The sequence below is a fragment of the Microbispora sp. NPDC088329 genome (assembly GCF_040685655.1).
GTDB lineage: Bacteria > Actinomycetota > Actinomycetes > Streptosporangiales > Streptosporangiaceae > Microbispora.
In genome coordinates this window covers 88,646-102,299 of record NZ_JBFBIP010000003.1, presented here as the reverse complement: position 1 = coordinate 102,299, position 13,654 = coordinate 88,646, and the positions used below count along the sequence as shown (strand labels likewise).

The 13,654-nt window shown below is 71.4% G+C and carries 16 protein-coding genes and 1 pseudogene; 8 read left to right on the top strand and 9 right to left on the bottom strand.

Going from position 1 to position 13,654, the window contains the following annotated elements:
* Nucleotides 1–25: 25 nt before the first annotated feature.
* From AB0O28_RS07745 to AB0O28_RS07735, 3 genes are all read right to left on the bottom strand, one after another.
* Nucleotides 26–442: a DUF3592 domain-containing protein gene (locus tag AB0O28_RS07745; protein ID WP_363637463.1), complete on the bottom strand. Its 417-nt coding sequence runs from the start codon at nt 440–442 to the stop codon at nt 26–28.
* 73 nt (nt 443–515) lie between these two features.
* Complete coding sequence (locus AB0O28_RS07740; protein WP_363637461.1) at nt 516–929, bottom strand: PH domain-containing protein; 414 nt, start codon at nt 927–929, stop codon at nt 516–518.
* A 385-nt stretch (nt 930–1,314) separates the two neighbouring features.
* A complete protein-coding gene (locus AB0O28_RS07735) occupies nt 1,315–1,875 on the bottom strand; it encodes a DUF5709 domain-containing protein (protein ID WP_363637459.1) in 561 nt (186 codons plus the stop codon).
* A 151-nt stretch (nt 1,876–2,026) separates the two neighbouring features.
* Here AB0O28_RS07735 and AB0O28_RS07730 point away from each other — a divergent pair, with 151 nt between their 5' ends.
* On the top strand, nt 2,027–3,193 hold the full coding sequence (locus AB0O28_RS07730) for an SMI1/KNR4 family protein (protein WP_363637457.1): 1,167 nt from the start codon (nt 2,027–2,029) through the stop codon (nt 3,191–3,193).
* Between the two features lie 17 nt (nt 3,194–3,210).
* Here AB0O28_RS07730 and AB0O28_RS07725 read toward each other — a convergent pair whose 3' ends face one another.
* Nucleotides 3,211–3,450 carry a hypothetical protein gene (locus tag AB0O28_RS07725; RefSeq protein ID WP_363637455.1) on the bottom strand — a complete coding sequence of 80 codons (240 nt, stop codon included), beginning with the start codon at nt 3,448–3,450 and terminating at the stop codon, nt 3,211–3,213.
* 277 nt (nt 3,451–3,727) lie between these two features.
* Between AB0O28_RS07725 and AB0O28_RS07720 the strand changes: the two genes are divergently transcribed.
* On the top strand, nt 3,728–4,828 hold the full coding sequence (locus tag AB0O28_RS07720) for a histidine kinase (RefSeq protein WP_363637453.1): 1,101 nt from the start codon (nt 3,728–3,730) through the stop codon (nt 4,826–4,828).
* Nucleotides 4,819–5,109 (top strand): annotated as a pseudogene (locus AB0O28_RS07715) (response regulator transcription factor); the annotation flags it as partial. The gene AB0O28_RS07720 and the pseudogene AB0O28_RS07715, both read left to right, overlap by 10 nt.
* Nucleotides 5,110–5,373: 264 nt before the next feature.
* Here AB0O28_RS07715 and AB0O28_RS07710 read toward each other — a convergent pair.
* Nucleotides 5,374–5,952 (bottom strand): hypothetical protein, encoded by a 579-nt coding sequence (locus tag AB0O28_RS07710; protein ID WP_363637451.1) that lies wholly within the window; start codon nt 5,950–5,952, stop codon nt 5,374–5,376.
* 873 nt (nt 5,953–6,825) lie between these two features.
* Here AB0O28_RS07710 and AB0O28_RS07705 point away from each other — a divergent pair.
* A complete protein-coding gene (locus tag AB0O28_RS07705) occupies nt 6,826–7,170 on the top strand; it encodes a hypothetical protein (protein WP_363637449.1) in 345 nt (114 codons plus the stop codon).
* A 77-nt stretch (nt 7,171–7,247) separates the two neighbouring features.
* Here AB0O28_RS07705 and AB0O28_RS07700 read toward each other — a convergent pair whose 3' ends face one another.
* The gene (locus AB0O28_RS07700) at nt 7,248–7,370 is read right to left on the bottom strand and encodes a hypothetical protein (protein WP_363637447.1); all 123 of its coding nucleotides are present in this window, start codon (nt 7,368–7,370) and stop codon (nt 7,248–7,250) included.
* 90 nt (nt 7,371–7,460) lie between these two features.
* Between AB0O28_RS07700 and AB0O28_RS07695 the strand changes: the two genes are divergently transcribed.
* Entirely contained in the window at nt 7,461–8,714 is a 1,254-nt protein-coding gene (locus AB0O28_RS07695) for a hypothetical protein (protein WP_363637445.1), read from the top strand.
* A 263-nt stretch (nt 8,715–8,977) separates the two neighbouring features.
* Here the strand turns inward: AB0O28_RS07695 and AB0O28_RS07690 are convergent, their stop codons facing one another.
* Nucleotides 8,978–9,469 carry a metallophosphoesterase family protein gene (locus tag AB0O28_RS07690; protein WP_363637443.1) on the bottom strand — a complete coding sequence of 164 codons (492 nt, stop codon included), beginning with the start codon at nt 9,467–9,469 and terminating at the stop codon, nt 8,978–8,980.
* Between the two features lie 131 nt (nt 9,470–9,600).
* On the opposite strand from AB0O28_RS07690, the gene AB0O28_RS07685 reads away from it, so the two are divergent.
* Nucleotides 9,601–9,741 carry a hypothetical protein gene (locus tag AB0O28_RS07685; RefSeq protein ID WP_363637441.1) on the top strand — a complete coding sequence of 47 codons (141 nt, stop codon included), beginning with the start codon at nt 9,601–9,603 and terminating at the stop codon, nt 9,739–9,741.
* 87 nt (nt 9,742–9,828) lie between these two features.
* Here the strand turns inward: AB0O28_RS07685 and AB0O28_RS07680 are convergent, their stop codons facing one another.
* Together AB0O28_RS07680 and AB0O28_RS07675 are read right to left on the bottom strand one after the other, a co-directional pair.
* Complete coding sequence (locus AB0O28_RS07680; RefSeq protein WP_363637439.1) at nt 9,829–10,200, bottom strand: hypothetical protein; 372 nt, start codon at nt 10,198–10,200, stop codon at nt 9,829–9,831.
* A gap of 126 nt (nt 10,201–10,326) precedes the next feature.
* A complete protein-coding gene (locus tag AB0O28_RS07675; protein WP_363637437.1) occupies nt 10,327–11,280 on the bottom strand; it encodes a Ppx/GppA phosphatase family protein in 954 nt (317 codons plus the stop codon).
* A gap of 144 nt (nt 11,281–11,424) precedes the next feature.
* Here AB0O28_RS07675 and AB0O28_RS07670 point away from each other — a divergent pair, with 144 nt between their 5' ends.
* Together AB0O28_RS07670 and AB0O28_RS07665 are read left to right on the top strand one after the other, a co-directional pair.
* Entirely contained in the window at nt 11,425–13,173 is a 1,749-nt protein-coding gene (locus AB0O28_RS07670; RefSeq protein WP_363637435.1) for an ATP-dependent DNA helicase RecQ, read from the top strand.
* Nucleotides 13,174–13,288: 115 nt separating this feature from the next.
* Nucleotides 13,289–13,567, top strand: a complete 279-nt coding sequence (locus tag AB0O28_RS07665) for a hypothetical protein (protein ID WP_363637433.1) — start codon at nt 13,289–13,291, stop codon at nt 13,565–13,567.
* Nucleotides 13,568–13,654 lie beyond the last annotated feature (87 nt).

The window sequence follows — 13,654 nt, the reverse complement described above, 5'->3', positions numbered from 1 at the left end:
CCCTGAGGGGCGGGGACGGCCCGGCTCAGAACGTCTGGGCCAGCGCCACCCCCGCCCCCGCGGTGAACAGGACGACGCCGACCGCGAGGAAGATGCCGCCGAGGAGCGTGCCGCTCCCCGCCGCGCTGTCGATGCGGATCCGCGTCGGCCTGGCCGGGTCGTACAGCACCGGCACCTCCTCACCCGGCCGGGCGGGCGGGGGGTTGCTCCCATAGGTGGTCTCGGCCTCGACCTGCTGGCCGTACATCGTGGTGAACCGGATCCTCGGGTAGTACGAGGTCCCGTCGTCGGACCGGCTCGCCCGCAGTCCCACGACGAGACCGCGGGTGCGCTGCGCCCGGCGGCGGAACTCCCGCGCGTTCATCGTGAACGCGCCACCGATGAGGCCGAAGACGAGTCCGAGACCCGACAGGATCAGTGTGACGAGAGCGGTTTGTGACACGATCGGACCCTAGGCTCCCACGCTTGCGATCGGCTTGCACCGTTCCGCACGCTCAGGCGGGCACCGGCGGGGATCAGGGCCGCAGCCGCATCAGCCTCTCGGCCACGTCGACGACCGGCTCGCCGAGGTCGAAGCGGCTGAACAGGTGGATCTGCTCGCCGGCGTCGATCTCCAGCAGCTCGGCCGTCAGGCCGTAGCGGCGCTGGGAGTCCACCCGGATGCGGTCCACGTCGTTCCAGGAGATGCGTTCGCGGCCGGCGAGCCCGCTGACGACGAGACCGTCCTCCCCCGCCGCGAGCCGCACCGGCGCGACCAGGTCGCGGCCGGTCAGCAGCCCGAAGCCCAGGGCCGCCACGCCGGCGAGGAAGAGCAGCGCGCCGTCGCCCGCGATCGCCACCGCGCCGCACAGCGCGGTGCCGGCGGCCTTCAGCGCAACGATCCTGCGCGGCACCCGCCACTCGTGCCGCCGTTCCTCAACTCCCGCCATCGGGGCAGCGTAACGAATGTGAGGTCCTTTCGCGGCTCCTTTCCCGGCCCTCACGGCGTGCGGCGGGATGAGGGCCCGTCGCACGGCTTGGCGCTGCTCAGGATGTGCCTCTGCTGTCGGGCGTGGCAGCCGAGACGGGCGGCGGCCCCGGGGGCTGTTCGCGGATGTACCACGTCTCTCCGGGGCACATGGGCCGCCCGTAGGTGCAGCGCTTCCCGGTCTCCGCCGTCGCCGTGAACCGGTCGTCGGGCGCGGGCGAAGTCGACCGCGATCGCGAGAGCCGACGCGTGAGGAACCGCACGGGCCGATACCGGGCACCCCAAGCAGGTCGCCGGCGGCGGCCCGGCGTCGCGGCCGCCGCCGCCTCCTCCTATGGCGTCTCCTCCTACGGTGTCTCGTCCTCCACGCGCATCGCCTGCTCCTCCGCCGTGTAGCCGCCGAGGTCGGGCCCCACGTCCTCGGCGATCAGGTCCTTCTCGGTGTCCACGCCCATGCCGCCGTCGGGATCGACGAGCCGCCCGGCCCGGCCGGGCTCCGCGGTGCCGTACCTGCCCGGCTGGTCCGGATTCGCGGTCGCGTAGTCGGCCGCGTCGCCGGATCCGTAGCCGCCCGCCTCATCGCCGGTGCCGGTCCCGTACCTCTCGTACGGCTGGTCGCCGCCCTCGCCGAGGACGTCGGCCTCGCCGCCCGCCGTGCCCGGCTCCGTGCCGAACCGGACGTCCGCGTCGGGGATCTCGCGGGACAGGCGCCCACCGAGGGACTCGCCCTCGCGCATCTCGCTGGGCGTGGTGCCGTACTCGTCGAGGCCCAGGGGCCGGTCGCCGGGCAGCGGCATCTCCTGCGGGTCCTCGGCCCACTGCTGCCCGGGGGTGCCCTCCTGCAGGTCCGGAATGCCTTCGTCCTCGAACCGCGAACGCGGGTCGGGTTGTGGTCTGTTGTCTCTCATACCGGCCCCATGCCCCGCCGTACGCCCCTTAGGCAGGTCATATGCCGCCCGCGCCCGCGCGTCTCGCGGGCGGCGGACTGCGCGGCGGGCTCGATGTCGGTGGCGTCTGATGGGATTCGCGGGACCGCATCACCCGACGTAGGAGCCTGTCGTGGACCGTCACACGTGGACGCCGTTCCTCCGGCGCTGGAGCGAGGATTGGCGCGTCGCCCACCCCGGCGAGGAGCCGGACGCCGACTCCTGGCTTGGGTTTCCGCCCGCCACCGAGGACGAGGTGCGGGCTCTGGAGGCGCGTCTGGGATGCGTGCTGCCTCCGTCATTGCGGGAGTTCCTGCTGGTCACCAACGGATGGCGGGACGCGGGCAACTTCGTCTGGAGCCTGCGCGGCACCGAGCGGATCGGCTGGCTGGCCGATCTCGAGCCGCTGTGGGCCGAGGTCTGTGCCGACTGGCACGGGGAGGACGAAGAATCCCTGGCGGCACGATTGTTGCTGGTCTCCCTGGCGGCGGACGCCGGCGTCGTCTACCTCGACTCCGGCGACGTCGACGAGCGCGGCGAATGGGCGGCCTACGACATGTTCACCTGGACGGCCAGGGGTCCCGAACGGCACGGCTCGTTCTACGAGAAGATGTACGACTTCTTCGCCCGGTTCCACGCCCTCGAAGGCCCTTCCTGTGAGACTCAGCGTGAGTGGGACGCCAAGATCGAGGACGCCCGGCTGGCGAGCCTGCGCGGCGAGGTGGACCGCCCGCTGGCCGTGTTCGAGCAGGCCAAGCGTTTCGGCCGCGACCGCGCCTCGTTCCTGTACTTCCAGATGCGGGTCCTGTTGCGGGAAGAGAGCTACCACCCGTTGCACCTGCTGCCCACCAGCGGCGGCACCGGGTCGTGGACCATCGACGAGGGCCTGTTCGGCGCGCAGGTCCGTCCGCTGCTGCCCGCTGAGCCCGAACAGGCCGGCCGCTCCGGCTCCGGTTCCATTTATGAGTCACTACGAGGCCGCGGGTCACGGCGAGTCACATACCGGTTCCGACGAGACCGCGGGGTGCAGCGGGCCGAGCGCTCGCTCGGCCGTCGTCAGGCGCGGCGGGAGGAGCCGGAGTTCCGGGTCTGCTTCGGCAATCCGGAATTCGACGTGGCCGCGCACGCCGCTCTCGACGCCGGCGAGGACGCCTGGCCGCGCCTGCTCGACGCCCTCGTCCACTGGCGGCCGCTGCATGAGGACCATCTCGCACCGATCGCCCTGCTCGCCGACCCCCGGGCCGCCCGCCTGATCACGCCGGAGCGCGGACGCCGGATCCTGGCCACGAGCCGGGGCTGAAGGGCGCCGCGCACGCTTCATCGCCGCCGCAGCCGCGCCGCGCCCCAGAGACGTACGGCGATCACTGCGAGGCCCGCGGCCGCGGCCGTCACCAGCCAGACCATGAACGTCGGATAGAGGTAGGCCAACTGGACCCACGCGGCGTCGCGGCCATGCGCCAATATGCGATGGATCGGGACGATCGTCGCGCACAACCCGATCGGCACCAGGTAGGGCGCCAGCCGCCAAATTGCCGTCCCGCACGGCGCGCGGCCCATCGCCGGGCACGTACTGTGCCCCGTACCCCAAGCCCGATCGTGATCAGGGTCAGCAGTGCGAAGAACACGTCGGTGAGGATCAAGGGCTGCCCGGGGGGCACCTGGGGAGTGCCGCCTTCGATGATGGCGACGATGCCGGTCATGAGGGCGTGCGCGTCGGAGTAGACCATGCCCGTGTTGGCCATGACGGCGATGCCGTACCCGGAGCTCGGCATCAGCAGCTGGTGAGCTGTGGAGGTGAACAGATCTCCGCCGTGCTCGATCACGGGGGTGCCGCGTGCCGTCCTGCCGATCTCCCCTGGTGTTCCTCTGCGTGGCCGGCCCGGTCCGCCTGATTCCTGCCGCGAGGCCCGCCTGCCGCCGGATCGCGGAACGGCTGCTGGCACTCGAACGAGCACGGCTCACCACATGGCTGGGGCACCGGACGGCTCCGGCCGGTGGCGGGTACGGCTTCCTCGCCGTGCGCGCCGCCTACGGGCTCGTGACCGGATATGGCGTGGCCGCCGGACTGTCCTTCGGCGGCCTGCTCGTCTTCGGCGGGGTGTGGGACCTGCTCACCCGCGAAAGCCCGTCCGTGCCGGTCGACTTCCCCGGTGTGAAGGTGGTCACGAACATCGGCGTCGTAGGGCTGCTGGCGGGCGGCTTCCTGCTCGTACTGACCCTGGGCGGGGCCCTTGCCGCCGGCGCCGCGGAGCGCCTGCTCACCGACCGGTTCCTCGGGCCAAGCACTCAGGAGCGCATGCGCCGGCGCATCGCCGAGCTGACCGCCACTCGGTCGGACATCGTCCGCGCCGTGGACGACGAGCGCCGCAGGATCGAGCGCGACCTGCACGACGGCGTCCAGCAGCGGGGCATGGCCCTGGCCATGCTGCTGGGGCGCGCTCAGCACGCCGCCGACCCTGCCAAGGCCGGCGAGCTGGTCGCCCAGGCCTACACCGAGTCACGCCGTCTCCTGGACGAGCTGCACAGCGTGGCCTGGCGGGTCTATCCGACCGCCCTCGACGAGCTGGGGCTGCGTGCCGCTCTCGCGGGCGTCGCCGAGCGGTCCGCCGTGCCGGTGACCATACGCTACGGACTGGTCGAACGGCCCGTCTCCGAGATCGAGACCGCCCTGTACTTCGTCGTACGCGAGGCGATCAGCAACACGATCAAGCATGCGGGCGCCCGTGACATCCTGGTCGTGGTGAACGAGGACGAGCAGGCCGTCAGCGTGGCGGTCTCCGACGACGGCGCGGGAGGCGCCGACCCCTCCGGTGGAGGGCTGTCCGGGCTCGCCAGGCGCGTCCGGGCTCTGGACGGGACGTTCACCGTCGACAGCCCTTTGGGCGGGCCCACCAGGATCGTGGCCACGCTGCCCAAGGAGGTTCCATGCGGGTGATCCTGGCCGACGACTCGGTGCTGCTCCGGGAGGGACTGACGCGCCTGCTCGCCGACGCCGGGCATGACGTCGTGGCCGCCGTGGGCGACGGGCAGGCGCTGCTGGAGGCGATCGGCGAACATCCGCCGGACGTGGCGGTGATCGATGTACGCATGCCGCCGACGCACACCGACGAGGGGCTGCGCGCGGCTCTGGAGATCCGCACGCGCCACCCGGGAGTCGGCGTGCTCGTACTGTCGCAGTACGTGGAGAAGACCTACGCGGCCAGGCTCCTCGCCGGCTGATGGACAAGCTGGAACTGCCGCGCGACCCCGGCTACAGCCGCAGGGTGCTGGCCGTCCTGCGCTACCTCGGCGATCCGGGGCCGAGCGCTACGAGCGTGTGAGGCATGTGTCGCGGTGTTGACGCTGTCCTCGCCCCGGGCGGCCGACCCAGAGCGGCCCCGGTCCTCTCCTTCTCGCGGTCGTCGCACCACCCCAGGTGAGGGGATGCGATGGACTTCGAGATCCGGGAGGACCGGGAGCGCGCCAGGGCGAGCGGGGCTCTCAGAGGTGCCAGGGCGCGTCGTTGGGGGCGATGCGCCACAGGCGGTCGGAGCTGGGGTAGGCGGTGTCCAGGTGCAAGGTGTCCCAGCTGCCGTCGTTGTACCTGTTCAGCTTCATGGCCAGGTTCTTGTTGACCTTCGGCCGCCAGATCCACCAGCCGGTGTACTTCCCGTCGACCCTCTCGCCCTGCAGGATCCACTTCTGCAGGTCGGATCCGTCGCAGGTCTTCACGATGATGGTGGTGCCGCGCTGGGGGGCGGCGGCTGCGGGCTGCAGGCACTTGTTGGCGGCTCGGTTCTTCAGGACGGTGGTCCAGGTGCCGGTCCCATCGGCCTGCCAGGTGGAGTCGTCCTCCCAAACCTCGGTGCGGTAGTTCCATGCGGGGTCGCGCAGGGTGATGGCGGTCGCACCCTCGGCGGTGCTGTCGCCCAACAGCGCCAGCCGCCCGCCACTGGTCTTGTTGATCACGTCTTGGTCGTGGGTCGGCGCGGCTGAAACCGGTGCCGGTCCCAGGGCCAGAGCGCCTGTCAGGCAGGTGGTGACTGCGAGGACGACGGTGGTGGCAGTGCTGATGCGCACGGTGGTCCTTTCGTTGCCGGTGACTGGTCGGTTGTCAGGTGCGGGATGCGACAGGGGCAGCCGGGATGGAAAGCGACTGGTCGGGGCGGGTTCGGGCGATGACAGCCAGGGCCTCCTTTTGGGGTGGGGTCCACCGGCAAGCGGGGTGAGCGCTTCCTCGATCAGGACCTCGGCGCGGGTGTCCCGGCCTGTTCCCGCCGGCGAGGGTGGTGGCCAGGAGCCCCGCGATGGCCGCCAGGATGCGCTGCACGGGGACAGGCATGATCCTCCAACCCAAGACGTCAATCACTCTGAGTTTCAGAATTGCAACTCTAAGTAATCAACGCTTGCAGGCGTGCGTCACTACCGGGCAGGTGACAGCTGCCTGTCTCGGCTTCATCTCGGTCGGGCCCCGGCACAGGTCCACGCTCGAGGTTTCGCTGGGTCCTGACCTCTGCATAACGAGGGAGGTCGGCAGCCGCAGCGGCCACACCATCCCGGACGGTGTTCTGCAGCAGGGCGAAATACCAGCTCAGGGGCAGTTCGGCGGACGGCTCCACTGCTCCGGTGCGGCACTGGCGCACCGGCGGAACCATCACCCATTGCACGATCAGGCCACCCCCCACCGGCCGACAGACGATATTTGAGCATCTCCCCCGTCACGTCTCCGGATCGGTGCCACGACCCCAAAGACCCTTCTCCCTGCGCGAGCCTTGGGCGGCAGTGCCTGGCGGATCGGGAGGGGACCACCCGAAGGCGGGTCCAGGGTGCGGGCGCGGCGGCGTATGTCATGGCCGTCCCGTCCCCCGCGAGCGAGGCACGCGCTCGACAACCAACACTCACTGTGACCTAATGATTACACACAGTGTTGCCATCGTTTCGGGAAGAGGATCCATGCGTCTGCACTCTGCCGTGGCCGCCGCCGGCGGCGCCCTCATGCTGGTTCTGGCGGTTCCCGGCTCCGCATCGGCCGCCACGGGCCAGTTCCGTTACTCCTACAAGACCGCCGACGGGTACGACGCCATCGGCTTCTTCAACGACCCCGAGAGCGGGAGATGTATCGACATCAAGGGGGCTGGCTCTGACGGCACGTCGGCCGCCTACGCGCCGAAGAATCTGACCGACTCAACGGCCACGGTCTTCCTCGATGCCGGCTGTATGGGAGATGTCTTCTACAGCCTGCGCCCCGGCGCAGGTGCTTCAGAGCGCCTGCTGGTGCGCTCCGTCGTCTTCTCCTGAAGCGCGCATTCGGGCGCCCTGGCCATCACGACCCCCGCGGAGCGGCCGATGTCGCCCGGCCCGCACCGACAGGCTGGTCAGCCCTCGACCGACGCCGCGGTGGTGTCGTGCTCGTGGAGCAGGCGCAGGACGGTGACCGGGTACGGGTGCCGGCCCTTCTTCCTGCCCTTGGTGATGACAACCCGGCTGGCGATGTACACGCAGGCTGAGGTTCTGCTCGCGCAGGTGAAGGGCCATGGAGAGCATGGCCGTCGGCCGGCTGAATCCCACGCACCGTGAAAGGAACAGCAGTGAGCGCCACCGTCCCGCAGCATCCCCGCAGCGTTCCCGCCGCCCCCCGCCGCCCCCGCCACGTGCGCCGTGCCGGGCATGCCGGTCGGGTTCTGGCAATCCTGGCGCTGAGCGCCACGGCCCTGGCCGTTCCCGCACCCGCCCAAGCTCAGGCAGCCGAGCAGGTGGCGGTGTCCTTGGGGGACAGCTTCATCTCCGGCGAGGCAGGCCGGTGGTGGGGCAACAGTACGGTGTCCGCCGCTGCGGGCTGCACCCGCGGCGGGACCGACCGGGCCGCTTACCGCAAGCGTTTGATCTGTTACTACGACCCCCAGCGGGTGTACGACGGCACGGCCGTGCACGAAGAGGGCACCGGATGTCACCGCTCCGACGTGGCCGAGATCACCGGGTTGGGCCAGGCCGGGCTCACCCCGGTCAACCTGGCCTGTTCAGGGGCGGAGACCCGGCATGTCATCAACGAGGCGTTCAAGGAGAACACCGCCTCCCAAGCCGAACTGCTTGCGCAGGTTGCCGCCACCCGGCAGGTCAAGGTGATCGTGCTGTCGATCGGCGGCAACGACCTGAACTTGTCCGGGATGCTGCGTCGCTGCGCCGCGCTGTACATGGCGGGCGACAAGCGCTCCTGCGCCTCCACAGGCGAGGGCGATCGGTTTCTCGCCGCGCTACCGGCGGTGGAGCAACAGGTGACCCTGGCGGTGGAGAGAATCCGCCAGGTGATGAGCCAGGCGTCGGCCCGTTCCGCCGGATACCGGCTGATCCTGCAGTCCTATCCCTCTCCGGTGCCCTCCCCGGCCCGGGTGCGCTACAGCGAGGGCGGCGGCGGCAAGGCCACCATGCGTACGCTTGTGGGCGGCTGCCCGCTGTGGGACGCCGACTTCGACCTGATGCACGACACCCTGGCACCCGCGATCGACGTCATGCTGCAAGGGGTCGCCACCGCGACCGGTGCGGAGTTCCTGAGCATGCTGGGCGCCGTAGAGGGCCACGCGTTGTGCGAGCAGGGCACAAGCCAAGCCGGCCCGCTGGACGACGCCGCCGAACTGGGCGACACGATGGAATGGGTACGGTACGGCACCGCCGGCGCGAAGATCAGCCAGGGACACCAGCAGGAGGCCATGCACCCCAACGCGTTCGGCCAGCAGGCGCTCGGCCGCTGCCTGCTGGCCCTCTACCGCAATCCCGGCACCCAGCCCTGCAACGCAGGCACGCCCGCCCAGGAGTCAGACCTGCTCCATTCCACAGCCCGCGCATAGTCCGTCGTCTCGACCACCATGTCGATGAACTGCCCGGCGCGGTCGTCGGCTTTGACCAGGTCGATCAGGCACAGCAGGTCGGGCAGCTGCTGGTGGCGGGCGGCGGCCAGGCGCCGGTTGCCCTTCCGGGCGGCCTTCCACCGCCATGTCGGCACCTCCCCCGCGAACTACCGGGCCGGCCGGACCGCTACGAGCGCCACACCCTCGTCGTCGCCGGCCACGGCCGCCGTCTCGGATGACAGAGCGGTTCGAGCAGACCTCCGTCAGGTGACGGGGACGATCTCGGCGCGCCGCAGCAGGCCGCCCTCGACGTCGAGTATTCCGATGGTGCCGTGCGGCTGACGGCGGCGGTCGGTGGGCGAGCCGGGATTGAACACCCGCACTCCGTCGCCGGTCACGTTCATGGGAATGTGCGAGTGGCCGAAGACGACCAGGCCGGCCTCCGGGAAACGGCGCCGCATCCGGGCGGTCCGCCCCGCGGCCTGGCCGCTGTCGTGGATCATCGCGACCCGGAGGCCGCCGAGGTCGAGTTCGAGCGTCTCGGGGGCGCCCCAGGCGGCGACGTCCGGTCCGTCGTTGTTGCCGAGCACCGCATGGACCCGGGCGTACGCGGACAGCTCCACCAGGACGTCCGCGGTGCAGACGTCTCCGGCGTGCAGGATCAGGTCCGCCCCCCGCAGGTGCCCGGCGACCGCGGGCGGGCAGGACTTCCAGCGCCGGGGAGCGTGGGTGTCCGCCAGCACGACGACCTTCACCCTTCCATCATCCCTCCCTGAGAAGAGGTGCCAAATCTCATATTCGGGGAATAGAGACCCACGTCCCGCACGACCCTCAGTCCTGCACCCCTACACCGGTCTCCCCCGGCCGGTCCCGCTCGGGAGGAACGATGAGCAGGCAGATCGCCGACGGCTTCCAGGCCCCCACCCTGTCCGAGCTCGAGGCACGCGTACGCGGGCTGGAGAGTCAGGTCGCCCACCTCACCGAGCTCGTCAACACCCTGTCCGGCCAGAGTGGGGAGAGCCGCTGACGGCATCCCGGGCGACAGACGGCCGCAACGACGGCGTCCCCGCCAGGGAAGACCTGACGGGGACGCCGGCACCGGTGTGGGCCGCGGCTACGCGCGGCGCGCGGAAGCGGCGACGGCCCGGACCTTGAGGTCCGCGCCCCGGCCCGCCGTGAGCCCGTTCACGTGTCCGTCGCCGGACCCGTTGACGTGCCCGTTGGCGGGCGCTTTGCCGGACGCGCCGGCGGACCCGTTCGCGGGCGCACCGGTCTTTCCGGACTCGGCGGCCCGCAGGTCCCGCCCGCGCCCGTCCGTGCCCGTGCCCGCCGGGACGGGGGCCACCCGTCCGTAGGGCTCGCGCCCGGTGCTCACCGCCATCGCGCCCAGCCAGACGAGGGTCGCGATCGCGATCACCACCACCGCTCCGAGCACCAGCACCGCCACCGCCGCCAGGGAGACCACGGCTCCCAGCAGCTCCACCATTGAGATTCCTCCAGAGGTCGACCCCGATTACGGCACTCCGGTGGCCGGCGGAAGATCACCTGCCACGTAGAGGAACGAAAGTTGCCGGATATTGGTGCCTTGCCCCGTTTGGATGACTCTCATACCTTACTGATCGGCCAGCGAGGGCCTGCCCATGGGCAGGCCGTCGAGCCTGCGCAGGATCACACCCTCCCGCAGCGCCCACGGGCAGATCTCCAGCACCGGCAACGCGAACAGGTCCATCGCGGCGTCCGCGACGACCGCGCCGGCGAGCAGCTGCGCGGCCCGCCCCGCCGACACTCCGGGAAGCTCCGCCCGGCGTGCCGCCGTCATCGCGGCCAGCCGCGCCGTCCACTCGGCCAGGGCCTCGTGTGTGAGCGTCCGCTTGACGTACGGGCCCTCGCTGGACGGCGCCGCCCCCGCGATGCGCGCGAGCTGGCGGAACGTCTTCGAGGTCGCGACCGCGTGGTCCGGCCTGCCGTACTTGGCGACCGCCCCGGCGGTCCGCCCGATCTCGGTGCGCACGTGCCGCCGCAGCGCGCGGATCTCCTCCGGACCCGGCGGGTCGGCGGTGAACCAGTCGCGGGTGAGCCGCCCCGCGCCGAGCGGGAGGGAGACGGCGACGTCGGGCTCCTCGTCGATGCCGGAGGCGATCTCCAGCGAGCCGCCCCCGATGTCGGTCACCAGCAGCCTCCCCGAGGACCAGCCGAACCAGCGGCGTACGGCAAGGAACGTCAGCCTGGCCTCGTCCTCCCCCGACAGCACCTGGATGTCCACCCGCGTCTCGGCCTTGATCTGGGCCAGCACGTCCTCGCCGTTGACCGCGTCGCGGACCGCCGACGTGGCGAAGGCGACCAGGTCCTCCACGCCCTTGTCCTCGGCGATGCCGGCCGCTTCGCGTACGAAGGCCCCCAGCCGCGCCGCGCCCTCCTCGCTGAGCCTGTCGCCGTCGACGAGATGCTCGGCCAGCCGCAGCTCCTCCTTGTGGGAGAACGCGGGTATGGGCCGGGCACCCTGATGCGCGTCCATCACCAGCAGGTGCACCGTGTTGGAACCGACGTCCAGGACTCCGAGTCGCATGCCCCCGACGCTACCGTCCGTACCGGGGAGATCCACTCGCCCGCACGGCTCAGTCCGGCGCGACGTCCACGAGGTGACGCTATTCCGGTTCGCCCCTTTTCCCTCGGGTAGTTGCAGGCCGACCAGGCGAGGGAGTGCGGTGGCATGAGCGTCAGGCAGAGGTACGGGGGCCTGTCCGGCGGAAGGACCGGTGACAGGCTCGGCGGGACGGGGGGCGGCTGGTCGAGGGACTGGTCGGGAAGCTGGGCCAGCGGCTGGGCCGGGGGCCGCTTCGGCCGCCGTTTCGGGCGCAGGAGCAGACGCCTGCGGGCCACGGCCAGGGAGGCCTTCGGCTGGCAGCAGCTGCGCCCGGGTCAGCAGGAGGCGATGGAGCTCCTGCTCGCGGGGCGCGACGTGCTGCTCGTGATGCCGACCGGCGGCGGCAAATCGGCCGTCTACCAGGTGCCCGGGCTGCTCCTCGAGGGCCCGACCGTCGTCGTCTCGCCGCTCATCGCCCTGCAGCGCGACCAGGTCATGGGCCTGCTCAAGGCGGGGGCCGCGGGCGCGGTGGCGGTCAACTCGGCCGGTTCGGTCGAGGCGGGGCTCGACCAGGTCACGGCGGGCCAGGCCGAGTATGTGTTCCTGTCGCCGGAGCAGCTCGCCAAGCCCGAGGTGGTCGAGCGGCTGGCCGAGGCCCGGCCCTCCCTGATCGCCGTCGACGAGGCGCACTGCGTGTCCGCCTGGGGCCACGACTTCCGGCCGGAGTATCTGCGGCTGGGCAAGGTCATCGAGCGTCTGGGCCATCCTCCCGTGATCGCGATGACGGCCACGGCCGCGCCGACGGTGCGCGAGGAGATCGTCGAGTCGCTCGGCCTGACCGGGGCGCAGCAGATCGTACGGGGATTCGACCGGCCCAACCTCCACCTCGAAGTCCACCGGTTCACAAGTGACGACGACAAGCGCAGGACCCTGGCCGACCACGCCGCCGGCCTGGACGGCGTCGGGCTCGTCTACGTGGCGACGCGGCGTCAGGCCGAGGAGTACGCGGAACTGCTGAAGGAGCGGGGCCGCCGGGCCGAGGCGTACCACGCGGGGATGAAGACGAAGGACCGCCGCCGCATCCACGAGCGGTTCCAGGACGGCGACCTCGACACCGTGGTGGCGACATCGGCGTTCGGGATGGGCATCGACAAGCACGACGTGCGTTACGTGCTGCACGCCGCGCCCCCCGAGTCGCTCGACGCCTACTACCAGGAGATCGGCCGGGCGGGCCGTGACGGCAACCCCGCCGACGCCGTGCTGTTCTACCGGCCGGAGGACCTGGGGCTGCGCAAGTTCTTCTCCGCGGGCCGGGCGGACGAGGCCCTGATGCGGCGTGTCGCGACGCTGGTCCACGAGCACGGGGGCGAGGTGGCCGCCGCCGATCTGCGCGAGCTCCTCGGCGTCGGGGCCGCCAGGCTGACCTCGCACGTCAACCTGCTGGAGCGGGCGGGCGCGGTCGAGGTCACCCACGGCGGCGCCCTGAGCTACGCGCCGGACGGCCCGCCGCCGGACGAGGCCGCCGCCCGCGCCGTCGAGATCGACGACCTGCGGCACCGGATGGAGGACTCCCGGCTCGAGATGATGCGCGGTTACGCGGAGACGACCGGCTGCCGCCGCCGCTTCCTGCTCGAGTACTTCGGCGAGCCGTACGAGCGGTCGTGCGGCGACTGCGACACCTGCCGCTCCGGGACTGTGACCCCGCCGGAGGCCGGCGACGGGCCGTTCCCGATGCACGCGAACGTCCGGCACGCCGAGTGGGGACACGGGATCGTGATGAGCCGCGAGCAGGACCGGATCACGGTGCTGTTCGACTCCGTGGGCTACAAGACGCTGGCACTCGGCCTGGTCGACGAGCTGCTCGAAATGGTGTGACGGGCGGCGGCCCGGCTGGCCAATCATTACCCAGCGTGGCCTTGTCGCCACTTGCGGTGATTTGGCCCGATGCCGAGACTCATAGACGGGGGGCGCGAGTTCGGGGGTGGTACCGGTGCGGGAGCGAACCAGCACCAGGGAGACGTGGCCGTTCGAGTGCCTGCGTTGCCTGCGGGTCTGGGCGGAGGAGTACGTCGTCCACCGCGGGCGCGACGAGCACGGTGACGACCTCGTCGTCTGGACCCGGGACGACGCGGCCGTCCAGCCGCCCTGGTCCGGGATGGTCTGTCCCGGATGCGGCTGCGGGACCGTGACCACCTTCCCCACCGGTTATCTGGCCCACCATCCGGAGATCACGCTGGGGCGGCCCGCCCTGAAGACTCCGGCGCCGTAGACGCCCGCCCGGGGGGCGGCCGTTCGCAGGTGACCGTCGGGCGACACCGCGCGGGCGGGACGGGGTGACCGGGCCCGAAGGGGCGAG

Excerpts from the sequence above, each read along its gene's own strand:
- AB0O28_RS07740 (WP_363637461.1), bottom strand. The coding sequence starts at position 929 with ATGGCGGGAGTTGAGGAACGGCGGCACGAGTGGCGGGTGCCGCGCAGG.
- AB0O28_RS07735 (WP_363637459.1), bottom strand. The coding sequence starts at position 1,875 with ATGAGAGACAACAGACCACAACCCGACCCGCGTTCGCGGTTCGAGGAC.
- AB0O28_RS07725 (WP_363637455.1), bottom strand. The coding sequence starts at position 3,450 with ATGGGCCGCGCGCCGTGCGGGACGGCAATTTGGCGGCTGGCGCCCTAC.
- AB0O28_RS07705 (WP_363637449.1), top strand. The coding sequence starts at position 6,826 with ATGCGTCTGCACTCTGCCGTGGCCGCCGCCGGCGGCGCCCTCATGCTG.
- AB0O28_RS07685 (WP_363637441.1), top strand. The coding sequence starts at position 9,601 with ATGAGCAGGCAGATCGCCGACGGCTTCCAGGCCCCCACCCTGTCCGAG.
- AB0O28_RS07680 (WP_363637439.1), bottom strand. The coding sequence starts at position 10,200 with ATGGTGGAGCTGCTGGGAGCCGTGGTCTCCCTGGCGGCGGTGGCGGTG.
- AB0O28_RS07675 (WP_363637437.1), bottom strand. The coding sequence starts at position 11,280 with ATGCGACTCGGAGTCCTGGACGTCGGTTCCAACACGGTGCACCTGCTG.
- AB0O28_RS07670 (WP_363637435.1), top strand. The coding sequence starts at position 11,425 with ATGAGCGTCAGGCAGAGGTACGGGGGCCTGTCCGGCGGAAGGACCGGT.